Genomic DNA, 23,525 nt, shown 5'->3' on the forward strand with positions numbered 1-23,525 from the left:
AATGATCAGTGCGCCGTTTGTATTTTGGGTTCAGTCTGGATTAAATGCGATTATCGCCGGTACTGAACGCAATGATTTGGCTGATTTCAGACAGGCTTCTGCCACTTTCTTGCTGCCATTGAACAAACGCTTTGTTGGTTGCATCGAGCGATTTTTTCGTATCTTTGCCACCTTCAATGATCTTGCAATTACGCAGGTAAGCTTCCACGTCGCTAGACAAGATAAAGGTATCAACGCCCATTTGACGAAGTGTGTAAGGGCCAGTATTTCCGCCTAGGCGATTGCCGCGTTTCTTCAAATACGCCCATAGGTCGGTGATTTTCTCTTGCGGCCAATCGGCAACCATTTTGCCAAACGAGCCATATTCGATTTTTGCTTCGTGGATCATACGAGCGTTGGCAGGAATCGACATGACTTTAGTGAGGTGGCGAATGATGCGTTTGTCGGTTGCTTTGGTTTCCCATTGCTCGTCTGACAGCATCAGCAATGGCTCAATTTTAAATCCGAAGAACACTTCTTCGAAGTTCGGCCATTTGTTGCGAACCACGCTCCATGAAATCCCACTTTGGAATACCTTCATCGAAAAAGCGGCCAGCCAACGGTCATCTGGAATCGCAGCCAGTTCCTCTTTGCTTAGTGGATGAGACAAAAGCGCTTCAAGTTGATCTTCACCACCTTTACGCACAGCAGCACGCTGATAAATCGCGTCAAATTTTTCGATACTCATAAAAGAAGTTAGTCCTAGTTTATGTCGATATTTGGGAAACATACTACGCTTAAGTGGCTGAATCGTAAATTGATGGAGTGTCACAAATGAAGAAGGTCACATTAACGTTTGTCGGGGAAGGTTCGGATCGTATTGCGGAAAAATTCTATGCGTGGATGACGGACGGTGGGTTAGAAGACAGCATGATTGAGAATTTATCTGACCGTGAAATCTCAGTTGTTGGCATCAGTGATATGGATAATGAAACGCGTGATGTGGTGATCAATACGGAAATGAACTAACGAGTTGTCTTTCGTCAGCTATTAGAATCAGATAAAACAAAGCCCTTCACGAGAAGGGCTTTGTTGCGTTTATAAGCGTGAGAGCCTAGTTATTTACCAGTGTCAGACCGCTGGGTAGTGCATCACCGAAGATACGCTTCGATTCGCTCTCAGATAGCTCTTTGACTTCTTCAACCAGTGATACCCAAGATTCAGGTACCTTGCTTTGCTTCAACTTAGCCAGTACCTGCTCACGGTAGTCGTCTGAGATATCGAATAGGCGGTCGCCCGTCTTACGACAAATCATTACGGCTGCGAAAGCGATCATTGGCTCTTTCTGCCAGTTCTGCTCTAGCAGCTTAGGCAACCACTGTTCCGCTTGTTCACGAGGAACGACGTTATGCTGACTGCCATATAAAGGCGTACGTGATGCCAAGCGACCCATTGCCCACCAGTGTGCTTGTTCGGACTGGTTATGGTTGATGGCTTTGCTCAAGAACCACGTTGCCAATAGAACTTTGTCTTCGACTTCTAAATGCTCCAGAGAGGCAGACAAGCGCACCATCGACTCGTAACCCATATCTTGTGCCGCTTTGGCGGATTGTGGGTTTTTCATCGCACCAGGATGTAGGTATTTCGCGATGTCCGCCAAGATGGTCTCTTGTTGCTCTTGGCTTAAACCACCGGCAATACGACGCCAGAACACCCACCAGTCGGTCCAACCTTGATGGTTCTTAAACTGAATGTTTTGTTGGTAGAGACCCCAAACTTGCTCAATACGCCATGAGTCGGTTGGATCGCCAAAGCCCGGACGCAGTGCAAAGCCAGCCAAACGAAGCCAGTTTTTCTCGTGTTGTTCTGAACGGCGGCGACGCTTACGACCTTGTGCAAAGGTATCGAACAGTTGACGTAGGGTCGTGAAATCCCATTCATCGCGTTTACCAAGTTTCTTCTCAAGATCTTTGGCTAAGGTTTTGATCTCTTTGCTTTCCGCGCTTTTCTTATTACCGCTGTAAAGGCGAGCGATCAGCTCCTTACATTCGTTCAACTTAGGGTGAAGTTTAACTTGCTCGCTGTCATCGGTTTGCTTGTTACGAACTTCGAATTCTAGCTCCCAACGTTTGCTGTCATCTTCTGCGCTGACACATTCCATCTTAAGTGTGCCGACTTCAGTCAACTGACACGCCAGTTGTACTTCTACACGCTCTTTCTGGTTGGCTTGCAGTTCAGCTCCTTCACCTTCAAGGGTGGTGATATAAGGCGGAAGAGGAGCAAATAAGTCAGGATCAACGTCCACCATCACACCGTTTTGAATGGCAGTGTTATTGGTTAATGTGTCGTGGGTAGACGTCAGCAGGTTAAAGCGAACGGGTTCCCCTAGGGTAAGCGAGAAACGACGACCACTTAAGCGGATCTCGTGACCTTCTTCTGTCCCTTTTGCAAGCAAACATAGCGCTTTGCCCATCTTGTTCTTCTCTTGAAGGTGCAAGAAGTAAGAACGCGCTGCGCCACCACCAATTTTTAGCTGTGCACCACGACGCGCTTTACCAAATGCAACAGCACCTAATGCAACAGACCAATCTGGATGTGGGTTATCTAATACCGTAATCGGAGCGCCGCGCCAATCGGACAGTAGGGTAGTCACTCGCTCAGTCACAAGTTCACTATTGAACACACCACCGTTGAGTAGCAAACCTACCGGAATGGCATTTTGTTTGTCGTCTTCAATGCGAAGAGCGGCACGAGCAACTTGTTGGTGCTGAGTTAAGAACTCGGCTACGTGCTTGCTCACCGCTGGGTCAGCAACGTATGGAAGACCAAACTCGACAACCGCGCTGCGGCGTTTGTCCGGCACTTCACTGAAATCAGAAAGCGGGAAGAAGCCATCTAAAGCGATTTGGTGCACTTCTTGTTTGCTCAGCCCAATACTCTTTGTTCCGCCAAGAAGTTTTGAGCCGCTGCCCAGCATGGTGATTTTTACTTCTTCAGGTGCACTCGCTGAAAGCAGGTTCTCTTTCGCCTTGCGAGTTTGCTGAATCAACTTAGTCAGGCTTGCTGCAGTGAGCTTCTTACTTTGTTCCCCTTTATTTTGAGAAAGGCGGCTCTCCGCAAGGTGTGCTAATGCTAAATCGAGGTTATCACCACCAAGCATCAAGTGTTCGCCAACGCCAATGCGGTCAAGGGCTAGCTCATCTTGAGAAGAGAAACTGGCTTCAATCAAGCTCAAGTCGGTAGTACCACCGCCCACATCACACACCAGAATCAGCGGTAACTCTTTGAGTTCATCAGCTGCGGTTTGCTGGTGGCGTGCGTACCAGTCGTAACATACGGCTTGTGGTTCTTCGAGCAGGACGATTTTCTTTAAACCTGCCAACTCCGCCGCTTCAAGCGTAAGCTTACGAGCGGTTTCATCGAACGATGCTGGAACGGTCACAACCACATCTTGGTCTTCTAGCTTATTGCTAGGGTGACGGTAGTTCCATGCTTGACGAATGTGGTTGAGGTAGCTTGCGCTGGCAATGACGGGTGAGACTTTATCTACGTCTTGCGCGCCAGCCCAAGGAAGAATGTCTGAACTACGATCCACTGCTTGGTGCGATAGCCAGCTTTTAGCACTGGATACCTGACGTCCTTCCACCTTAGCGCCTAATTCACGAGCCCATTCACCCACGATCACATTACTAATGTCGCCAGATACAGGTTCGTTTTCCCAAGGGAGTGTTAGGTCAGAGGGAGAGATTTGACCAACCGCAGGGTGATAGCGGAAAGAGGGCAGCAATGGTTTACGAACCACTTCACCCGGCCCAATCAATTGGTCGATGTCGAATAGGGATACTTCGGATTGTTCAAGGTTGTCGGTGATTTCACAATACGCCACCACAGTGTTTGTGGTGCCAAGGTCAATACCAACAAGAAAACGAGGAGATGCCATACAAACCTTCGTGTATTTAAAAACGGCACCCGATTGGATGCCGTTTGATTTCTATTTATTCTTCTTCGTTTGAGTTGCTTTTCGCGTCTTCGCGCACATCGAACTCAACATGCCATTTTTGACCGTTATCAGCGGCAATGGCTTCTAAGTAAAGCGTACCAAGCTCTGTCACGCGAGAGGCTAGGGTTACCGGAACCACTTCACCTTCACGACGACCTTCAGATACAGGCAGCGTTACTTGAATTTCTGGTAGCTCTTCGAGCTCTTCTGGTGCCCAGTAGTCTAGGTGAGTACCCGCTAGGTCATCACGACGAACGGTTGAGCCGAAAAATTGGAAGTTAACCGGCTGACCAATGATCAAACCAAACTCTTGGCTTGGTACGTCAACGCTTGAACCTTCTTCCATACCAAATGGTGCAACACAAAGTGCTTCCATTGGAGGCGCCATGCCCGGAATCGCTGGCATCGCACTTTCGATACCCACGTAGTACGCCGAAGCAATACCACCACGGATACGAACGCCTTGACCACGACGTACAGAGCCGTAGTAAGCCGCACCGCTAGCAACCGCAAGGTCTAGGTCTACACCTGTTAGGCGTTTTGCCATTTCCGCATCTGCTTCAATTAGCCATTCGTTGATCGTGTCTTCTAGACGAGTTGCTAGAAGTTTCGATTTCAGAACACCACCGTTGAATAGGATTGCGGTTGGCTTGATGAAGTCAGCTGATTGCGCTGCATCCGCACCTGGCATACCAGGCATGTTAGCGAATGGGTTGAAATCTTGAGCTGCTGCTTCGCCGCCATTTCCTGAAGCAGAAAGGGCATTAGCTTGCTTAGACAAGAACGCTGCGATGTGACGAGTAATACCTGCATCTTGCGCGTAAGGCAGACCCATTTGCGTTAGTGCACCACGGTTACGTTGAACAGGGTGGTCAGTAATCGCAACTTGAGGGAAGAAGCCGTCAACCAGTGTTTGTTGTACTTCTTCTTGAGTCAGTTCTGTTTTCAGCGTTGCGCCAAGCAGTTTAGAACCACGGCTTGGTACTACGATTGACACTGACTGAAGTTCGCTGTCGTTCAATAGCGCTTCTTTCGCGTCGCGACATGCGTGTGTCATTGCCTGAACTTGCCATGGCTGTAGCTCTTTACCTTCTTGGGCTAGCTTCATCTTCAAGCGGTACGCAAGTGCAAGATCCATGTTGTCACCGCCAAGTAGGATGTGTTCACCTACCGCGATACGGTTCAGAGTTAGGTTGCCGTCGTCTTCAGTTACTTCAACCAAAGAAAGGTCGGTTGTACCACCACCGATATCGACCACAAGTACGATGTCGCCAACTTCAACTTCGTCGCGCCATTTGTCGTTGCTGTTATCGATCCAGTTGTAAAGTGCAGCTTGTGGCTCTTCTAGAAGCGTTAGGTGCACAAAACCAACGTTGCGTGCTGCTTCTGCAGTTAGATCGCGAGCAGCAGGATCAAAAGAAGCAGGAACCGTAATGGTTACGTCTTGATCGGCAAGGTTGTGATTTGGGTTCGCGTGATTCCAAGCGTCTTTTAGGTGCTCTAGGTAAAGCTCTGTCGCACGAAGAGGGGATACTTTTTCCACTTCTTCTGGGCTACCTGCTGGCAGGAAAGCATCACGACGGTTCACACCTGCGTGGCAAAGCCAAGATTTCGCACTTGCAACAAGACGAATTGGTGTTTTTGAACCTAGGTTACGTGCAATTGCACCAACTAGAGCTTTTGGCTTGCTCGACCACGGAAGAACGCGTGATTGCGGGTTCATTTCGTGTTCGTGCGGCTGGTAAAGGAAAGAGCCTAATTGGCTGCGAGTCTCTACCGTACCCGGCGCAGTCAACTGCGGGATAGGCATCACTTCAACGCGAGCGTCTTCGTCGTGAGTATCAACAAAAGACATCACACAGTGTGTTGTACCTAAGTCGATACCAACACTGAATTTAGGCGTCTGTTGAGTTTCAACAGACGCTTCTTGAGAATGGTTTTCTTGGTTCATGTGTTCCATTACAGCTCAACCTCAGCTGGAGCGATCACAGATGCGTCGTAGTTCTCAGCCAGTTTAGGCAACGTCATTGATGTTGCCTTCCAACCTTTGTGAACTAGCGTGCCGTTAAATGGCGCGCTGCCTGTTACGTTGCCAGTTAGGCGGATTTCTTGTGGGTTGAAGCCTTCTTCAACCGTAATGCGAGTTTCTTCGTCTTCGTTACGAACGTGCGCTAGCGTCACGTAGTCGTTCAGTACTTTCTGACCGCCAGTGTGGATTACGCGAGCAGCTGCGCCTACTTCTTCATCAGAGAATGACGTTAGGTCTTCTTTTAGGAAGTCAATCAGACGAGCTTCTTGTTGCATGATAGAAAGCAGCTGCATTGCAGAGTCCGTTGATGCGGTTGCAAGTTTTGATTCAACTTCTACAACACGCTCTACGACTTTCTCTACTTCCACTACTTTTTCTACTTCAACGATCTTCTCAACTGGTTTCTCAACCTCGACGATTTTCTCGACTGGTTTTTCTACCACTTTCTCGACCACTTTTGATTTGCGCGACACTGCAACTAGAAGAAGCAAAACGCTCGATGCGGTTAGGCCAGCGTGAAGCATATCGAACGTTTGAGGAATTAGGTTCAAATCAATGTTCATGACGTTTTTTCTCTTTCTATTGATTTATTGGTGCTCAGTATTGGCTCATATTTGTTCACTAAAACGATCGTCTTTGCGATCTTGCACCAAGTTTAGACATTAAAATGATGACGGATGGTAGCATATTCAAGGCTTAAGGCTGTAATAATTCGTGACTATACCGTACGAACAGCGTGAAAAATCGACGATCAGACTCCCCAATATAGGTTGTTGCTTGATGTTTGTGCATTGCTAACGCAGTATTTCAATAGATCCCGAAGTTTAACTTACGGAAGTATCAAAAATTACGATATGACACAAAGCACCGCTCATAAGAGCTTTATAAAACGACATTCAGACTCTATTTTAGCTTTTTTGGCGACTTTATGTGTCACTGCTGGTGTAGTTGGTGCTGCTTATACAATGCAGCAACGGTATACACAGACGACGTTTGATACTTTAGCCGACCGACAAGCAGAATCACTTAAAGCAAACGTCGAGAATGATCTAAAGTTCATTGGTGCGGGCGCAAACTTTTTCCATTCGATTGAGCGAAGCTATTGGCCATCGTTTCCGATGTATGCGGAACAAGTGATTAACAGCTCGCGAAGTCTCATTGGACTTCAATGGATGCAAAAGGTCGAATTCGAAGATCTTGATGAACATATTTTAAAGACCCGTCAAAAATTTCCAAACTTCCAACCGTTTACCGTTCCTAAAGATGGTCCCAAAACCTACGGGTACATTTTTGAACACAATGAGCCAATTTTTATCGCGTCGGATATCTACCCAAGAACACCGGAAAACCTTTCTCTATTGGGTTTCTATTTTTCGCGCAAACGCTTCGATTTAATCTTGGATGATATTTCCGAAAATGGGCGAGCGAATGTCTCGGATAAAGTTCGCTTACTGCAAGATGGTTATGACAAGTCCATACCTAAGACTGGGTTGCTGGTGTTCCATCCAGTGTTCGACTTCGAGAACAAATATTTATTAGGAGTAGTGACCGGTGTTATCCGAAGTACGGTTTACTTTGAGGATTTGATTACGAAAACCGCGACGGAGCTCGATATGTCGGTGCGCGTAGAAGATTTGGGATTCGACGCAGCAGATGACCCTGTTCTCTTTCAAAGTGCTAGCTGGGATAACATTCGAGGAACCGTTATAAGCCGAACCATTCAACTGCCTAACCGTGAATGGCGTATTGACTTTAAACTTTCTGACGCAGTCTCAGCTTGGGAGCGTTCTATTTTAGCGGGCACGACGCTAGCCGGATTGGTAATCGCCTTTTTGATCAGTTGGATTGTGAATTTACAGTCTCGAGAAAAAGAGCGCTTAGCGGTCATGTTGGAGCTCAAAACCGTTGAATTAAAAAGAATGGCAGAGCGAGACCCTCTAACTCAACTACTGAATCGCCGAGCATTCAACGATCACTTGCTTAATCAGATAAACAAAGGTGTTAACTTCGCCTTGGTTGGTTTTGATATCGACCACTTCAAAGTGATTAATGACAAACACGGCCATTTAGGTGGAGATGAAGCGTTGCAACATGTCACTAAGCTGGTCAGTGCTAATTTAAAACCGGGAGATAAGTTTTACCGCGCTGGTGGTGACGAGTTTTGTATTATTTCTAAAGTCATTGATAGAGCAGTGCTAGAAGCTTACCTAGAAAAGTTACGGAGTGTTGTGGCAAGTACGGCTTTTGATTATGGTGATGCGTCAATCATCTGTACGTTGAGTATCGGTGCGGTTATCCATAAAGAAGAAGATCCTGAGAGCTTGTATCACAAAATGGACAGTCAACTCTATTTGAGTAAAAAAAACGGCCGTAATAATGTGTCGATCGGCGATTAAATGGGCGCACAAATTCGAGTTTTACGCCTTGTTACGATAGAATCGCACGCTTTAAATTTTTATGTTAGGAACCAAGGCAAACTATGAACCATAACCGTATTGTATGCTTCGATTTAGAAATGTGTTGCTGGAACGAAAATGGCGTCGGCAGCACGGGTGAAATTATCGAAGTGGGGTTAGCTGAAATAGATTTGTCTAAAGGTGAGATAGTCAAGCGTGCTCAATACTACGTGAAACCAGAACACGATGAAGTGTCTCTGTTTTGCGCTGAGTTAACGGGCATCACACCACGTAAGATTGAAAAACAAGGACGCCCACTAGAAGAAGTGCTTAAATCCATGGTTAAGAACTTCGGTGGTCGCAACAAAATCTTTGCATCTTGGGGGCGAGATGACCTCATTCTTCTAGAAGAGTGTAAGCAAAAAGGTATTGAAGCACCGTTCACAGAGTTCATCAACTTAGCGACACTCTACCGTATTCAAAATCGTCTTAAAGATAGACGTATAGGCCATCGAGCCGCTCAAGAAGCAAAAGGAATAGACTGGGAAGGGCGTCAACACTCTGGCTATGTAGATGCATACAACTTAGCTAAGCTTGCTTTGACCATGTTTTAGTTATTCGAACCTAGCTAGCTTGTAATTAAATAATCATCCAACCATTGTTGTTTTGTCATGCAGTCTGTTTAGTGTGGAAAGAGCTAAACACATACCTTGACCAGTATTTTAATAACAATGTCGTTGGCTTATTGAAAAACGCGCAGAGTGCGCGTTTTTTTATGGCTACAGAAGCGATATCTGTTGTCATTCTAGGGGTAGCTTAGAGTTAGCCAGCGACTTATATACTCATCTCGTCACTTTACTGAGACTGTAACTTCGCTCGAATGAACTCGCTGTGATCAACATAGAGTAGCTCTGCTGTTTTACGGATCACCGCGTCTTCTAGCGGGTCAATTTCGCCGTCTGCGTAAGCGACTTCCCACATGCTTTTGATTAAGTTGTAACGAGTTTCTTGAGTCAGTTCTCTTAGTTGAGAGGTAAAGTCGTACAGCGAAGCGGAATCTTTTATTTTCTGTTGCGCTTGCTCTAACAAAGTATTTGATTCTTCTTCATTTAACGAAAGCAGTTTCATCAATAAAGAGCGCTTTGTTTCTTGTTCTCTATCATCGACACTATGGTCTGCGCCAGAAACTTCACAAAGCAAACACGCGATAGCCATGTTAGGGGAAAGTGTGTTGGTTTGGCTTAAATCAGAGCCATCAATGAGTTGTTTAAATAATGATGTGAGAGAATTAAACATAATGAACACCGAGCTATTGTTTATTTGGTTAACATGGTAATAAATACGGAAGATCTCAAGGTGCGATACCAAATTTAGCACGCCGTTGACATTTAAGAACGGCCACTTTCTCCCCAAAAAAACTAAACTCCTGAGTTAGTTCAAGGTGACTTGCCTCTTACAAAGGGCAAGTCATTTTGGGATTGATACTCAGCTTTCAGCACGTGTCGGTGGAAAATGAACTTCGTCACCATCACTCGTCAGAATACTAATTTGACTTGGTTTGCCTTCATCATCAAGGCGTAGCTCACCAATGGCACTATGGTTAACCAAGCGATAAAAGTTGTGCGTACTTGGTGCGCGTTTGTAAATCTTGAGTCGTTTACGTTTTGTGAACCAGTTTAAAGGTGAGCGAGGGCTGTATAGCAGTCTATCTAGGCCATCACAAATATTGAGCAGTTGTGTAGGGAACTGATTTTTAATTCCACTACAGGTGATTTGATAGATATTCGGACTGTTTTTTCGATAGCGGAGCTTAATATCGTATGCAAAAGAGTAGTGTACGTCGCCAGAGAGAATAACAAAGTTAGTTGGTGTCTTTGTGTGTGTGAAAATACTAATAAGAGTATTCGCACTTCCGGGGTGAGCCATCCAGTTTTCAGCATCAACCATCAATGGTTTACCAAGCATGGTCACCACACGTTGTAGTGCTTCGATAAATTTCACACCAAACATTGGCGCGGCAGAAACAATAACAACTTTGTCTTGGTGCACGAGTTCTTGGTGGAACTCAATCATCGCTTCCCAGTCCATTAAGCCAGAAGGTTTGTTCATTTTAGACTCAGAACGCCAGCGTCTGGTTCGTGTATCTAGCACGACAACTTTTGGTGTCGTAGGAATGGTGTAGTGCCAATTCTCAAAGCGATACAAATATTGAATAAATGCATCTTGGGTTTGCGAGGTTCGCTCATCGATAAAGCGTTGAGCGAGGCTCATAAATTCATCATTGAATTTTTCTGGCGCATTTCCCCAACCTTGGCAAACCCAGTAAGCAATCAAGCTATTACCGATAATGCGTTTTGCAAACGTGTTGCTGTATGCGGCTTGTTCCCAGCCTATGGTGAGATTCCAATCGTCGGTGACATCGTGATCATCAAAAATCATATAGGTTGGAATGTGAGCGAGTAAGCGTTGAACCTTGTCCAGACCTGCGACGAATTTATCAATTTGTTTTTTTTCTTCGCGCCATTGCTGCTGCCATTTGGGTTCAAGAACTTCTCCGCCGACAGTAAATTCGTTTTCTAATAAACGATCCGTTCGAACAAGCTTCCACAAGGTCGGAGACCAAACCAATAAGTACATTGCAAAGCACTCAGCAAAGCTTATTAGGTGATTCTCACACTCTTTGGCGCTGAATATTGGTGTCCCTCGGTGTGGAAAAAACTTACTTAGTAAACTGTCATCACTCACATAATGAGGCAACAATTTATCTCGACCATAATAGCAAGCAGGGTGTTGGTAGAGCTCATTGGTATTTTTTATCGGAGCTTGATCGAATTCTTCGCCTGGCAAACCCAATAAAGCTATGACTTGCTCAATGGCATCGAGAGTGGGGCCTGCAACATGGTCTGCATAGATTTGATCACCACTCATGATGAGCATATCCGGTCTTTCTTCAATGGATTGAGACGCGATTTTATGATCCGCAGCGACCAATGTATCATCACTGAAGTGATGGGGATTACGGCAAGAGCCATGTAGGAGATAATCCGCTTTTTCACTAACGAGGAACTCAATACCCAAGTTTGGCGTATTATCTCGCTCATAAGTCAGGTGAGGGAGCAGTTCCGTCACTAATCCATATTGCGTTTTTATTTGATAGCGTAACGCTTGATGGGTTGGAAACTCGCCTTCTAATTTAAGTAAGCAACACCACGCATTGAGGCCGATTTGAAGCTGTTCTTTTTGTTCACTTAAAGGGGCTTGATAAAGGATGGAGGCATTTTCATCCGTAATTTGCACCATACCCTCCAAGCGTTGGGTGGTGACTAGCCAAATATTGATTTCAGTTGCGGTCACTTTACGTAGGATCGGACCTGCAACGACAAGAGGAAGTGAAGAAATTTCAGTCGTGTTCATCAATGCTGGCAAAACGGCTCCTTATGTGTCAGCTTCTTCTAATATTTCGATAACTTGCGAGCTACTAAGTTCATGTCCCATAAGGAACAAACCAAGCATCGCATCGGCTTTTGACGCGTTATCACTGTCTTCATCCAAAATTTGCTGAAGCCGAGTTCTAATTAAGTCGATTTCGTGTTCGACGAAGCCACGCCCTTCTTCGTCACCTTGACCATCTTCTGGTGCATTATCAAAGTGCAAAAACAACATGTCACCATCGAGTTGAGTCCCTATCAACCTCTCTGGCAGCCATGCTTCTCCCATCACAATGTCTGGGTCTGTGTCTGCGGGTAAATGATTCAAGGTAGAGATGAGTTCTGATGCTTTCACTTTTTACTTCATTATGTTTGATTTAGAACTAAGCTAGAGTTTAAGCGCTTGTTGTAATGGTAAAATATTCGCAAACAAGCTCACCTAGTCATGCAATATTAATATGATCATGGGACTCAAACTGTCACGAGGATGACAACATTTGCCATTGTAACGGCTATCATCAGCAGAACATAAGCTTTTAATGGCAAATCATTGATGTTTGCCTGCTTCTCAACCAACATTTTTCGAACTCATGAAGAGATTAATTCTAACAACACTCGCTTTACCTTTAGCTGCGGCAGTTTCTTCTGCGCATGGTGCAGACGAACAAACGTGGGGGATTGCTGCGATGTATCGCACAGCATCGATTCCGTTTTACACCGCCGATAATGACTCTACGGTGAGTACATTTGTACCAATGATGTTCTTTGAAAACGAACATGTGTATATCAATGGCATTGAAGGTGGCGCTTTTTTGTATAACGAGAGTGATTCCGACTGGCGCGCGAGCGCACTCATGCGATTGAGATTTGTCGATATTCCCATGTCGCTACAAAATGCTAATGAAGGGGACAGAGTCGATTTCGGTGGGCAAGTGCGTTATAGCATTAACGACACTTGGCGCGCAGAAGTAGAGTTGATGACGGACGACGAACTCCAGTTTCACTCTAATTACCGCCTTGCTGCCAATTATGTATTTGGTGATTGGGAATTAGAGCCATCGATTACGATTCGATACAAAGACGCTGATTTCAATAGTGAATATTATTCCTTTAAGGATATTACTGGCGAGAGAATTGGAGCTGGGCTTGACACCAATCTTGGTATTAAAGCGCGTTACCATGTAACTTCAAATTTGTATTTATTGGGTGAGACGAGTGTTACTCGCTTAGATGATAACGCCTACAACAGTCAGCTTGTAGAAGATCGGTATCAGGGAGAAGTGTTTGTTGGTTTTGGCTTTTTCAACGATAAAAGCCAAGCTCCGAAACCAACACTGAGCAATAAAGCATATCTACGTATTGCGCATGGTTGGGCGACGCCTTCGAACATCGGTGAAATATTTAGCTTTGAGAGAGAAAGAGACCCATACGACAATCAACTTACTTCATTGTTTTATGGGCATCCATTAACGGATGAGCTGTTTGGTTTTCCTCTTGATATTTATTTAACGCCAGGGTTGGTTCATCACTGGTCGTCCAGTGTTCAGTCTGCGAGCACAGAATACGTCATGGCGATTAAGGCTTATTATACGGTTAATTGGCCTACGACTTGGCGATTTGGTGTAGCGGAAGGTATGTCATACATTGATAGCATTACCTATATTGAAGGCACAGAAATGGAAGACAAGGGTTATACACCAAGCAAGTTGCTCAACTACCTAGATTTCTCGTTTGATGTCAATGTAGGCGATCTCTTCAACCAAAAGAGCTGGAACAATATGTGGGTGGGCTATTCATTGCATCACCGCTCGGCGATTTTTGAAAGCGCTTCCCAGTTTGGGCGAATTAAAGGTGGGAGCAACTACAATACTATTTATTTCCAGTTCGAGTTTTAGCGCATCGCGAGATGCATATAGGTCGGATTTGCAACTGACTTATTTATCGCCCATTATGAGTAAAGATGAATAATACTATGCTGCTTTCAACGAGAAATTTCGTATATCGTGCCAGAGTTAAGGCTGTTTGTGATGCATCTGATGAATCGGATGGCATGAGCACCATGAGTATCGACTCCTCATTCAATATTCAAATTGAAACGATAAATTGTACTAACTATGAATTTGCTAAACGCTTTTTTGCCATTCACGGAGAAGGGCATTTGGAGGGAGATGAATGGTTGGTGTTGTACGTCAACTCTCTTGACGTTAAGGCGGGAGACAATATAGAAATCCGTAGCGATGTCGCGTTTAATGCGATGATCGAGAATATGATAAGCGAAGCTGAGCGGTCTTTAGAAAAAGTCTACCTCGATGCAATACGCAACTTGGAGAAAGTGAATCGTCTTTGACGATGTAAGAGACCCTATAAATACGATCAAGGCATCAGGATCCAAAAAGGGATTAGCGCGAACCAATCCCTTTTGTATTCTGGTTTATTCTAACTTACGCCATTGTTGCAAGTTGGCTTTGCGCTTCTGAAATGCCTTTTGCAGCTGCATCTTCACCCATGTTTAGCGCTTCTGCGTAAACAAATTCTACATCAGTGATTCCTACAAAACCCAGTACAGTGCGTAGGTATGGCGTAACGTTGTCAGTTGGTGAATCTTTATGAATACCACCACGAGTCGTTACTACAATCGCCTTTTTACCTTCAATCAAACCTTGAACGCCGTTTTCTGTGTATTTGAATGTCACGCCTGCACGAGCAATCAAATCAATCCAGTTTTTAAGCTGAGTCGGGATGGTGAAGTTGTACATTGGAGCGGCAATAACCAAAGTGTCTGCGGCCTTTACTTCTTCAATAAGGGTGTCAGACAAGTCGACTACCGCTTGCTGTTCTTGTGAAAGATCTTCCGTAGCGCGCAGTGCAGTCGCAACGGCGAAGTCCAAAACAGGTAGCGGGTTTGCAGCCAAGTCACGAACAGTAAGCTTGTCTTGGTCTACATTTTTGATGAAGTCTTCAACCAATTTGTTTGATTGAGAGTAATCGCCAAGGATGCTTGATTTTAGAGCTAGTACACGAGACATAATGGTTATTCCTTAAATAAGTGCTTTCGACTATGGGAGCCATTATAAGCAACGTGAGTGAGTTCAAAAGCCTAGCGATTCGCTGAACATGTTCGAAAAAATTGAATGAGCTTTCGGTTATCTTGTTACAGATCTTGTGTGATACAATCCGCGCAGTTTTTGTAATGAAAAGAATAGGAAACGCTTTGACTTCGTCACAGCCCCCAAAAAAGAATCTAGCTGAAGAGCAAGCGACACCGTCAAATGGTGCGCAAAAAGCGACAGCGAAACAAGCTCAAACACCTCAGGCTCAAGTGAATAGTGCTGCATCTCTGCGTAAAGCGCTGAATCAGTGCATGATGCGCGACCGTTTCCGCTTGAGTAAACGTATTTCTGGTGCAAGCAAAATTAAGAAGGACGCAGCGCGTAATGCTGTGTTCGACGAAATCGCATTAGACATCGCCAAATCCATGATGGTTGTGGAGCAACGTAGTAGCTACAAACCAACGATTGAATACCCTGAAATTCTTCCAGTCAGCCAAAAACGCGACGATATTGCGAAAGCGATCGAAGAAAACCAAGTGGTTATCGTCGCGGGTGAAACCGGTTCAGGTAAAACCACTCAGCTACCCAAAATCTGTGCTGAGCTTGGTCGCGGTAAATTTGGTCTGATTGGTCATACTCAGCCTCGTCGTCTTGCAGCGCGTTCGGTTGCTAACCGTATTGCCGAAGAGATGGAAACCAAGCTTGGTGAGTTTGTTGGTTACAAGGTTCGATTCAACGATCAGATCTCTGAAAATACCCAAATCAAATTGATGACGGACGGTATCTTGTTGGCTGAAATTCAGCATGACCGTTTCTTGAATCAATACGACACCATCATTATAGATGAAGCGCACGAGCGCAGCCTCAACATCGATTTCATCTTGGGTTACTTGAAAGAGTTGCTGCCACGTCGTCCTGATTTGAAAGTGATCATCACGTCGGCAACCATCGACCCAGAACGCTTCTCAAAACACTTCAACAATGCACCAATCATAGAAGTATCGGGTCGTACTTACCCAGTAGAAACACGTTACCGCCCACTAAGCGGTGATGACGACAATGATCGTGACCAGCTTGAAGGCATCTTCGAAGCGGTAGATGAACTGTGCGATGAAGGTTTAGGTGACATCCTGATTTTCATGAATGGTGAACGTGAAATCCGTGATACCGCAGATGCATTGTCCAAACGTAATCTGAAGAGCACGGAAATTGTGCCGCTTTACGCGCGTTTGTCGGCAGGTGAGCAGAATAAGATTTTCCAACCTCATACTGGTCGCCGAATTGTACTGGCAACCAACGTGGCAGAAACCTCGCTAACTGTTCCGGGTATTAAGTACGTTATCGACCCGGGTACGGCGCGTATCAGTCGATACAGTTACCGTACTAAGGTTCAGCGTCTTCCAATCGAGCCAGTTTCTCAGGCGAGTGCGAACCAGCGTAAAGGTCGTTGTGGTCGTGTGGAAGAGGGTATCTGTATTCGTCTGTACTCAGAGGAAGATTTTGAGTCACGCCCAGAGTTTACTGATCCTGAAATCCTACGTACCAATCTAGCGTCGGTTATCTTGCAAATGACGGCACTTGGTTTGGGTGATATTCAAGCGTTTCCGTTTGTGGAAGCACCGGATAAACGTAACATCCAAGACGGCGTGCGTTTGCTGGAAGAGCTTGGTGCGATTAACTCTGAGGTAAAAGATCCGAAAAAACGCCTGACTTCCATTGGTCGCCAATTAGCGCGTTTGCCAATCGATCCGCGCTTGGCGCGTATGGTATTGGAAGCGCCAAAATATGGTGCGCTTAAAGAAGTGATGATCATCGCAGCTGCCTTGTCGATTCAAGATCCACGCGAACGTCCTTCCGACAAACAACAATCGTCAGACGATAAACATCGTCGCTTCTTCCATGAAGAGTCGGACTTCCTGACATTTGTGAATTTGTGGGAATACATCCAAAAGCAGCAAAAAGCCTTGTCTAGCAATCAGTTCCGCAAACAGTGTAAGCAAGACTATTTGAACTACTTGCGCGTTCGCGAGTGGCAAGATGTGTACTTCCAAATTCATCAGTCGATGCGTGAGATGGAGTTCAAGCTTAACGACGAGCCCGCTTCTTACCATGGCGTACACAGTGCCATTTTGGTTGGTTTGCTGTCGCACATCGGCATGAAAGACCAAGAAAAGAATGAATATCAAGGCGCTCGTAATGCTCGCTTTCATATCTTCCCAGCGTCGGGGTTATTCAAGAAACAACCTAAATGGATTATGTCAGCCGAGCTGGTGGAAACCTCAAAGCTTTGGGGTCGTATCATCGCAAAGATTCAACCAGAATGGATTGAGCCGTTAGCTAAACACCTTATTAAACGCAGTTACAGCGAACCACACTGGTCGAAGAAACGTGCGGCGGTGATGGCGCACGAGAAAGTCATGCTTTACGGCGTACCAATTGTACCGAAACGCTTGGTCAACTACGGCAGTATCGATTCGACCGTAAGTCGCGAAATCTTCATTCGTAGTGCATTGGTTGAGGGTGAATGGGAAACCAAACACGCGTTCTTTAAGCAAAACCGTAAGCTTCTGCAAGAAGTGGAAGAGCTTGAGCATAAATCTCGTCGTCGAGACATCTTAGTGGATGATGATGAGCTGTTTGATTTCTATGACCAACGTGTTGGTACTGAAGTCGTTTCTGGCAAACACTTCGATACGTGGTGGAAAAAGGCATCTAAAGAAAATCCGGAACTGCTGAACTTTGAAAAAGAGATGCTGTTCAAGGGTGATGCTAGCCATGTGACCGATTTGGATTACCCGAACTTCTGGCATCAAAATGGTTTGAAGCTCAAATTGAGTTACCAATTTGAACCAGGCGATGATAGTGATGGTGTCACAGTGCATTTGCCGTTGCCGATTTTAAACCAAGTTGAACCAGCGGGCTTTGACTGGCAGATCCCAGGTTTACGCCATGAGCTTGTGGTTAGCTTGATTAAATCGTTGCCAAAGACAATTCGTAAGAACTTTGTGCCTGCGCCGAACTATGCCGATGCATTCTTAGCGCGCGTTACGCCAATGGAAGCGCCGCTGTTAGATTCATTGGAGAAAGAGTTGCGACGCATGACGGGCGTAGAAGTGCTGCGTGAAGACTGGAACTTGGAACAAGTACCTGAGCACTTGAAAGTGACGTTCCGCGCGGTTGATCATCGAAATCGCAAACTGAAAGAACATAAAGACCTTCACGAATTGAAAGAGAGCTTGAAAGACAAAGTTCAAGAAACGCTTTCTAAAGTGGCGGATGACGATATTGAACAGCAAGGTCTGCATACGTGGAGCTTCGGTGAATTGCCGAAAGTGTATCAACAAAAACGTGGCGGCTACGATGTAAAAGCGTATCCGGCGCTTGTTGATACCAAAGACAGCGTTGAAATCAAACTCTACGAAACGGAGTACGAGCAGATAACGGCAATGCGTGCTGGTCAGCGTCGCCTAATTTTATTGAACGTACCGTCGCCAATTAAATATTTGCACGCCAACTTACCGAACAAATCGAAGCTGGGTCTGTACTTTAATCCATACGGCAAAGTGCTTGATCTGATAGATGACTGCATTGCCTGTGGTGTCGATAAGCTTATTGAAGAGCAGGGTGGTTTAGTTTGGGAGCCAGAGAAGTTCGAAGCGTTGAAAGAACACGTTCGTGCTGAATTGGGTGACACCGTTGTAGAGATTGCTCAACAGGTTGAGACTATTCTGACCACGGCGTTTAGCATCAATAAGAAGCTAAAAGGCAAGATCGACTTCACAATGGCGTTTGCTCTGTCCGATATCAAAGCACAAATTGAAGGCTTGATCTTCAAAGGCTTTGCAACGGAATGTGGCTGGAAACGCTTGCCGGATATTCTTCGCTACATGCGCGCGATAGAGCGTCGTATGGAGAAGTTGCCAATCGATCCAAACAAAGATCGTTTACATATGCTGAAGATTGAATCTGTGACTCAAGACTATAAAGAGTTGCTGAACAAGATCCCGAAAGGTGTGGCCATTCCTGAAAATGTAAAAGAAGTGCGTTGGATGATTGAAGAGCTTCGCGTGAGTTATTTTGCTCAACAATTAGGCACTCCTTATCCTGTTTCTGATAAACGAGTCAAAAACGCGATTGATGCTTGCTAATCAACCAGTAAAATAGTGTCAGGTTTGTAATTATCGCTTAAGAAGTTGCTGGTACACTAATTGCTAGTAACTCAATAAGCATTATTTTTTAGTTCTGGGAGGCAATAGTTCGCCTCCCTTTATTTGTAGTACCAACGACTGAGTTATGCAGACGTGGGAATAATAAAGAGTAAAGGTAGATGATGAAAAAAACTCTATTAGCAGTGGCGCTACTTGGCGCATCTTCTGCGGCAATGGCGGATTCTTGGATTTACGGTGGTGCAACAGTAGGTCAGTCTGACTACAAAGGTGAGACAGACACATCATACTCTGTTCACGTTGGTACAGGCATTCTACCTATCATTGGTGTTGAAGCTGGTGTAACACAACACGGTGAATTTAACGTAAATGGTCAAGACACTAAGCTAACTTCTTACTACGCAGCACTTAAGCCAAGCATCGACTTCGGTCCGCTACACGTGTACGCAAAAGGTGGTTTCCATCAGTGGGACAAAAAAGTTAAAGGCGGCAAAGACGATGACGATTTGGACCTAATGTACGGTGTGGGTGCTGAGTACTTCATTTTTGGCCCAATGTCTGTTGGTGCTAGCTACATGAACTACACTGCTGGTAAAGACGATATCAGCACGTTCTCTGTTAACGCAACACTACATTTCCTATAAGCGTCAAGCTTTCTAACACCATATGAAACACACCGGCTTTATGTCGGTGTTTTTTTGTCTGGAAGTCACAAAACAAAAGTTGAACATAAATTATTCACTTTTAGAGTCTTAAAATGCCTATGCTTTCCAATATATAGTGGCGATTAAATGCGCATATTTGCGTAATGTTTCGCTTAGGAATCGATCAGGAAGGGATAGTATGAAAAAAACACTCTCGTTATTCGCTCTAACGTTGTGCTCAACGTCAGCAATGGCTGACTCTTGGATTTACGCTGGTGGCCAAATTGGTCAGTCCGATATCGACAGCGAAAATGATACAACCTACGGTATTCATGTCGGTACTGGTATTTTGCCGTTCATTGGCATTGAAGCAGGCTACTTTAATCACGGCAAAGTGGATTTATCTTTGAGTGGCAGCAGGGGTAGTGCTGATTTTGATTCATTCTATTTAGCGGCGAAACCTAGTATCGACTTCGGCCCGTTACACGTTTACGCAAAAGGCGGCATCAATGCATTCAACGTTGATTATGACGGTGGACTTGGAAACTTAGACAAAGATGATGGCGTCTCTTATATGTATGGTGTTGGTGCCGAATACTTCTTGCTTGACAATGTGTCTGTGGGCGCGAGTTATCAAGCGTTTGGCGTGGATATTGAAGGCGATAGCGATACCGTTAGCAGCGTAACAGGGAACATCACCTTCCATTTCTTATAACGCTCGCTGGATGAAAGGTTTGCTGATTTGGTTTCGTCGTTAATTGTGAAACCAAATCAGCGCAGGTCTTCTCTATTTGCGCAGTGACTGGCTATGAACTTAAGTATTTCTTGTGTCTTTTCTAGTCTACAACCTACGACAAAATCAATCGTTAGACCTCATAATTTTTGTGTTGATATTATTTCCCCTTTATCTGTCTCGAATTGAGCTTAAAATGCAATAAATCACGACTTTTTGCAAAAATATGTGATTGCTGCTAAAATTCGTCCCGCTTTAAAACTTTAGAGTTCAAATTAATGGAGGGCGGTATTGGAGTTCTTCTCACCTGAGGGGCGTTTCAAATTCACGTTAAATTTGTATTTATGGATAATGCATTTAAAAAATATAGTATTGATACAACCGATTATCAGGTTGGACAGGATAACGTTCAAAAGTGGGGATTCGATATACATAACCCGGTTTTTGGCATTAGTGCGGGGCTAGTTGTTTTCTGTCTGATTTCACTTCTTCTTGTTGAGCCAACCACTGCTCGTGACGTATTAAACGGTCTAAAAAACGGAATTATCGAACAGTTTGATGCGTTCTTTATGTGGTCGACAAACTTCTTCTTATTGTTCGCCGTTGCTCTTCTTTTTTCTCCGCTAGGTAAAATCCGCTTAGGAGGCAAAGAAGCAACGCCGGATCACTCAACCGTTTCTTGGTTGTCGATGCTTTTTGCCGCGGGTATGGGTATTGGTCTTCTGTTCTGGAGTGTGGCTGAGCCGACCGCGTATTTCACTGATTGGTGGGGAATGCCACTTAACGCAGTACCATACACCGAAGAAGCAAAATCCCTCGCGATGGGTGCCACTATGTTCCACTGGGGTGTGCATGGTTGGAGTATTTACGCACTCGTTGCACTAGCATTAGCGTTTTTTGCATTTAACAAAGGTTTACCACTTTCATTGCGCGCGGCGTTCTATCCAATTTTTGGTGACCGTGCATGGGGCTGGTTAGGTCACGTTATTGATATCCTTGCCGTTTTGTCGACGCTATTTGGTCTTGCAACGTCGCTAGGTCTGGGTGCTCAGCAGGCGACCAGTGGTATTAATCATGTCTTTGGTCTAGAAGGCGGCATTGGTACACAAATGATTGTGATCACCTTCGTTACCTTTATCGCGGTGCTATCAGTGATTCGTGGTATTGATGGTGGTGTTAAGCTACTGAGTAACGTCAATATGGTGGTTGCGTTTGCGCTGCTTATTTTCATTACCTTCATCACGTTTGATACGGCGTGGAGCTCGCTACGCGACACAACAATGGCTTACATTGAAAATATTATTCCATTGAGTAACCCTCACGGTCGTGAAGATGAAATTTGGATGCACGGCTGGACGGTATTCTACTGGGCTTGGTGGGTATCTTGGTCACCGTTTGTTGGTATGTTTATCGCGCGTGTGTCTAAAGGTCGTACGGTTCGAGAATTCTTATTCGCAGTCATCGTTATTCCTACAGTTGTTACTTTGATTTGGATGTCTGTGTTTGGTGGTATCGCGCTTGACCAAGTGGTGAATAAAGTTGGTGAGCTAGGTGCAAATGGCCTAACTGATATTTCATTGACTCTGTTCCATGTTTACGATGCGCTTCCGTATAGCTCAGTGATTTCAATGCTTTCTATCGTGCTGATTCTGGTATTCTTTATTACATCGTCAGACTCTGGCTCGCTGGTTATCGATAGTATTACCGCCGGTGGTAAGATTGATGCACCAGTACCGCAACGCATTTTCTGGGCGTGTATTGAAGGTGCAATTGCAGCCGTAATGCTTTGGGTTGGTGGTAAAGAAGCCCTGCAAGCATTGCAATCAGGCGTTGTTGCAACAGGATTACCGTTTACTTTTGTTCTGCTGTTGATGTGTGTCAGTTTGGTGAAAGGGTTAAGAACTGAACTGCCAGCTTACAAATAAATACAACGCGATCCATGATTGAGTTTAAATGCCGAGCCTAATGTGCTCGGCATTTTTTATTTCTACTTTTCTTTTCCAATAATTTCGTTACAGTTTAGGCTGATTTCCACCTCATTAAACTGCATTATGTCACTGGCTAAACTCATTCTTATTCGTGGACTTCCTGGTTCAGGTAAAACAACCTTAGCAAAACAACTGGCAATAGAGCTTGGTGCTAAGCATTTTGAAGCTGACATGTATTTTGAAAATGATGAAGGTGATTATCACTTTGAACCGGTTCAATTACCTCAAGCGCATGAGTGGTGTTTTCAGCAAGCTAGAAAGTGGTTGAACAAAGGGAGAGTCGTGATTGTGAGCAATACGTTTGTTCGACATTGGGAGATGAAGCGTTACATGGACTACTGCATGAAGAAGCGCATCGAGGTGGAAATTAAAGTGTGTCACGGAGCGTATCAAAGCATTCATGACGTGCCACCAGCGACGATAGAAAAGATGCGCCGCCAGTGGCAAGAGTGACCGTTACCAGAACCGGAAGTTATTGACCTCGTCCGTCAATCATCACAACGAATGTTTTGCTCATGATTGAAAGGTCCATTGAAATCCAAGAGTAAAACGAACCTAAGCTTAGTGCGTAACTGTGGTCAAACCCAACTTTGCGTCTTACATCTTCAATGCATGCATCATAGCCTTGGTTAACCTGAGCTAAGCCTGTGATACCCGGTAACACGCCATATGTGCGCTCTACAAAGTAGGGGATTTCATCTTCCAATTTCTGGTAGAAAGCTGGGCGTTCTGGGCGCGGCCCAATCATCGACATTTCACCTTTCAACACATTAAACAGTTGAGGTAGTTCATCTAAACGCGTTTTGCGTAAAAAGCGTCCTACTGGCGTGATGCGGGGATCATTTTCAGTTGCCCATACTGCGCCAGAGCGTTGCTCTGCATCAATATACATGGTGCGAAACTTCATGATTTGAAAAAGATCCATTTTTTCTGGTGTGCAGCGTCCTACTCGCAATTGGCGATAAATCACAGGGCCTTTCGATGTGGTTTTGATCGCTAGCGCGATAAATGGGAAAAGTGGTGCAGTGACGACCAAAATAAGCATTGCAACCAGTACATCAAACGTTCTTTTCGCGTGGCATACATTTGAATCGTAGCGTGAGTTTTTCATG

General features: G+C 45.0%; 19 protein-coding genes. 10 read left to right on the plus strand and 9 right to left on the minus strand.

The features are described 5' to 3' along the window. Window positions 1-40: 40 nt before the first annotated feature. Window positions 41-727: a DNA-3-methyladenine glycosylase I gene (locus tag R7D93_RS14800; protein ID WP_225496848.1), complete on the minus strand. Its 687-nt coding sequence runs from the start codon at window positions 725-727 to the stop codon at window positions 41-43. Between the two features lie 86 nt (window positions 728-813). Here R7D93_RS14800 and R7D93_RS14805 point away from each other — a divergent pair, with 86 nt between their 5' ends. Continuing rightward, a complete protein-coding gene (locus R7D93_RS14805) occupies window positions 814-1,008 on the plus strand; it encodes a hypothetical protein (protein WP_005377692.1) in 195 nt (64 codons plus the stop codon). Window positions 1,009-1,093: 85 nt separating this feature from the next. On the opposite strand, the gene R7D93_RS14810 is transcribed toward R7D93_RS14805, so the two are convergent. The 3 genes from R7D93_RS14810 to R7D93_RS14820 are packed head-to-tail and all read right to left on the minus strand — an operon-like array spanning window position 1,094 to window position 6,571. Beyond that, window positions 1,094-3,919, minus strand: coding sequence for an Hsp70 family protein (locus R7D93_RS14810; RefSeq protein WP_225496851.1), 2,826 nt, complete (start codon window positions 3,917-3,919; stop codon window positions 1,094-1,096). 55 nt (window positions 3,920-3,974) lie between these two features. After that, window positions 3,975-5,939 carry an Hsp70 family protein gene (locus R7D93_RS14815; protein WP_225496853.1) on the minus strand — a complete coding sequence of 655 codons (1,965 nt, stop codon included), beginning with the start codon at window positions 5,937-5,939 and terminating at the stop codon, window positions 3,975-3,977. After that, window positions 5,939-6,571 (minus strand): DUF2760 domain-containing protein, encoded by a 633-nt coding sequence (locus R7D93_RS14820; protein ID WP_017634945.1) that lies wholly within the window; start codon window positions 6,569-6,571, stop codon window positions 5,939-5,941. Before R7D93_RS14820 ends, R7D93_RS14815 begins: the two co-directional genes overlap by 1 nt. A gap of 291 nt (window positions 6,572-6,862) precedes the next feature. Here R7D93_RS14820 and R7D93_RS14825 point away from each other — a divergent pair, with 291 nt between their 5' ends. Together R7D93_RS14825 and R7D93_RS14830 are read left to right on the plus strand one after the other, a co-directional pair. After that, on the plus strand, window positions 6,863-8,404 hold the full coding sequence (locus tag R7D93_RS14825) for a sensor domain-containing diguanylate cyclase (RefSeq protein WP_005377686.1): 1,542 nt from the start codon (window positions 6,863-6,865) through the stop codon (window positions 8,402-8,404). An 83-nt stretch (window positions 8,405-8,487) separates the two neighbouring features. Continuing rightward, window positions 8,488-9,018: a 3'-5' exonuclease gene (locus tag R7D93_RS14830; RefSeq protein WP_033905248.1), complete on the plus strand. Its 531-nt coding sequence runs from the start codon at window positions 8,488-8,490 to the stop codon at window positions 9,016-9,018. A gap of 241 nt (window positions 9,019-9,259) precedes the next feature. Here the strand turns inward: R7D93_RS14830 and R7D93_RS14835 are convergent, their stop codons facing one another. From R7D93_RS14835 to R7D93_RS14845, 3 genes are all read right to left on the minus strand, one after another. Next, window positions 9,260-9,700 (minus strand): TerB family tellurite resistance protein, encoded by a 441-nt coding sequence (locus R7D93_RS14835; protein WP_017820644.1) that lies wholly within the window; start codon window positions 9,698-9,700, stop codon window positions 9,260-9,262. Window positions 9,701-9,889: 189 nt separating this feature from the next. Further along, a complete protein-coding gene (locus R7D93_RS14840) occupies window positions 9,890-11,830 on the minus strand; it encodes an alkaline phosphatase D family protein (RefSeq protein WP_064353898.1) in 1,941 nt (646 codons plus the stop codon). A gap of 9 nt (window positions 11,831-11,839) precedes the next feature. Then, window positions 11,840-12,187: a hypothetical protein gene (locus tag R7D93_RS14845; protein WP_213886725.1), complete on the minus strand. Its 348-nt coding sequence runs from the start codon at window positions 12,185-12,187 to the stop codon at window positions 11,840-11,842. Window positions 12,188-12,422: 235 nt separating this feature from the next. Here R7D93_RS14845 and R7D93_RS14850 point away from each other — a divergent pair, with 235 nt between their 5' ends. Next, a complete protein-coding gene (locus R7D93_RS14850) occupies window positions 12,423-13,727 on the plus strand; it encodes a MipA/OmpV family protein (protein WP_054865630.1) in 1,305 nt (434 codons plus the stop codon). Between the two features lie 65 nt (window positions 13,728-13,792). Continuing rightward, window positions 13,793-14,179, plus strand: a complete 387-nt coding sequence (locus R7D93_RS14855; protein WP_225455410.1) for a hypothetical protein — start codon at window positions 13,793-13,795, stop codon at window positions 14,177-14,179. 94 nt (window positions 14,180-14,273) lie between these two features. Here the strand turns inward: R7D93_RS14855 and R7D93_RS14860 are convergent, their stop codons facing one another. Next, window positions 14,274-14,858 carry an FMN-dependent NADH-azoreductase gene (locus tag R7D93_RS14860; protein ID WP_005377667.1) on the minus strand — a complete coding sequence of 195 codons (585 nt, stop codon included), beginning with the start codon at window positions 14,856-14,858 and terminating at the stop codon, window positions 14,274-14,276. Window positions 14,859-15,043: 185 nt separating this feature from the next. On the opposite strand from R7D93_RS14860, the gene hrpA reads away from it, so the two are divergent. The 5 genes from hrpA (at window position 15,044) to R7D93_RS14885 (ending at window position 22,866) form a co-directional block, all read left to right on the plus strand. After that, on the plus strand, window positions 15,044-19,030 hold the full coding sequence (gene hrpA / locus R7D93_RS14865) for an ATP-dependent RNA helicase HrpA (RefSeq protein ID WP_225496855.1): 3,987 nt from the start codon (window positions 15,044-15,046) through the stop codon (window positions 19,028-19,030). Window positions 19,031-19,212: 182 nt separating this feature from the next. Continuing rightward, window positions 19,213-19,692, plus strand: a complete 480-nt coding sequence (locus tag R7D93_RS14870) for an outer membrane beta-barrel protein (protein ID WP_021033871.1) — start codon at window positions 19,213-19,215, stop codon at window positions 19,690-19,692. A gap of 199 nt (window positions 19,693-19,891) precedes the next feature. Next, the gene (locus R7D93_RS14875) at window positions 19,892-20,407 is read left to right on the plus strand and encodes an outer membrane beta-barrel protein (protein ID WP_213966940.1); all 516 of its coding nucleotides are present in this window, start codon (window positions 19,892-19,894) and stop codon (window positions 20,405-20,407) included. 362 nt (window positions 20,408-20,769) lie between these two features. Next, window positions 20,770-22,350 (plus strand): BCCT family transporter, encoded by a 1,581-nt coding sequence (locus R7D93_RS14880; protein ID WP_225496857.1) that lies wholly within the window; start codon window positions 20,770-20,772, stop codon window positions 22,348-22,350. Between the two features lie 126 nt (window positions 22,351-22,476). After that, window positions 22,477-22,866, plus strand: coding sequence for an ATP-binding protein (locus R7D93_RS14885; RefSeq protein ID WP_225496859.1), 390 nt, complete (start codon window positions 22,477-22,479; stop codon window positions 22,864-22,866). A gap of 19 nt (window positions 22,867-22,885) precedes the next feature. On the opposite strand, the gene R7D93_RS14890 is transcribed toward R7D93_RS14885, so the two are convergent. Further along, window positions 22,886-23,524: a sugar transferase gene (locus R7D93_RS14890; protein ID WP_205390866.1), complete on the minus strand. Its 639-nt coding sequence runs from the start codon at window positions 23,522-23,524 to the stop codon at window positions 22,886-22,888. Between the last annotated feature and the right edge of the window lies 1 nt (window position 23,525).

Source organism: Vibrio sp. YT-15, assembly GCF_033337445.1.
GTDB classification, from domain to species: Bacteria; Pseudomonadota; Gammaproteobacteria; order Enterobacterales; family Vibrionaceae; genus Vibrio; species Vibrio alginolyticus.

Excerpts from the sequence above, each read along its gene's own strand:
- R7D93_RS14835 (WP_017820644.1), bottom strand. The coding sequence starts at position 9,700 with ATGTTTAATTCTCTCACATCATTATTTAAACAACTCATTGATGGCTCT.
- R7D93_RS14820 (WP_017634945.1), bottom strand. The coding sequence starts at position 6,571 with ATGAACATTGATTTGAACCTAATTCCTCAAACGTTCGATATGCTTCAC.
- R7D93_RS14815 (WP_225496853.1), bottom strand. The coding sequence starts at position 5,939 with ATGGAACACATGAACCAAGAAAACCATTCTCAAGAAGCGTCTGTTGAA.
- R7D93_RS14870 (WP_021033871.1), top strand. The coding sequence starts at position 19,213 with ATGAAAAAAACTCTATTAGCAGTGGCGCTACTTGGCGCATCTTCTGCG.
- R7D93_RS14810 (WP_225496851.1), bottom strand. The coding sequence starts at position 3,919 with ATGGCATCTCCTCGTTTTCTTGTTGGTATTGACCTTGGCACCACAAAC.
- R7D93_RS14805 (WP_005377692.1), top strand. The coding sequence starts at position 814 with ATGAAGAAGGTCACATTAACGTTTGTCGGGGAAGGTTCGGATCGTATT.
- R7D93_RS14890 (WP_205390866.1), bottom strand. The coding sequence starts at position 23,524 with ATGAAAAACTCACGCTACGATTCAAATGTATGCCACGCGAAAAGAACG.
- R7D93_RS14800 (WP_225496848.1), bottom strand. The coding sequence starts at position 727 with ATGAGTATCGAAAAATTTGACGCGATTTATCAGCGTGCTGCTGTGCGT.
- R7D93_RS14825 (WP_005377686.1), top strand. The coding sequence starts at position 6,863 with ATGACACAAAGCACCGCTCATAAGAGCTTTATAAAACGACATTCAGAC.
- R7D93_RS14830 (WP_033905248.1), top strand. The coding sequence starts at position 8,488 with ATGAACCATAACCGTATTGTATGCTTCGATTTAGAAATGTGTTGCTGG.
- R7D93_RS14885 (WP_225496859.1), top strand. The coding sequence starts at position 22,477 with ATGTCACTGGCTAAACTCATTCTTATTCGTGGACTTCCTGGTTCAGGT.
- R7D93_RS14850 (WP_054865630.1), top strand. The coding sequence starts at position 12,423 with ATGAAGAGATTAATTCTAACAACACTCGCTTTACCTTTAGCTGCGGCA.
- R7D93_RS14860 (WP_005377667.1), bottom strand. The coding sequence starts at position 14,858 with ATGTCTCGTGTACTAGCTCTAAAATCAAGCATCCTTGGCGATTACTCT.
- R7D93_RS14880 (WP_225496857.1), top strand. The coding sequence starts at position 20,770 with ATGGATAATGCATTTAAAAAATATAGTATTGATACAACCGATTATCAG.
- R7D93_RS14875 (WP_213966940.1), top strand. The coding sequence starts at position 19,892 with ATGAAAAAAACACTCTCGTTATTCGCTCTAACGTTGTGCTCAACGTCA.
- R7D93_RS14855 (WP_225455410.1), top strand. The coding sequence starts at position 13,793 with ATGAATAATACTATGCTGCTTTCAACGAGAAATTTCGTATATCGTGCC.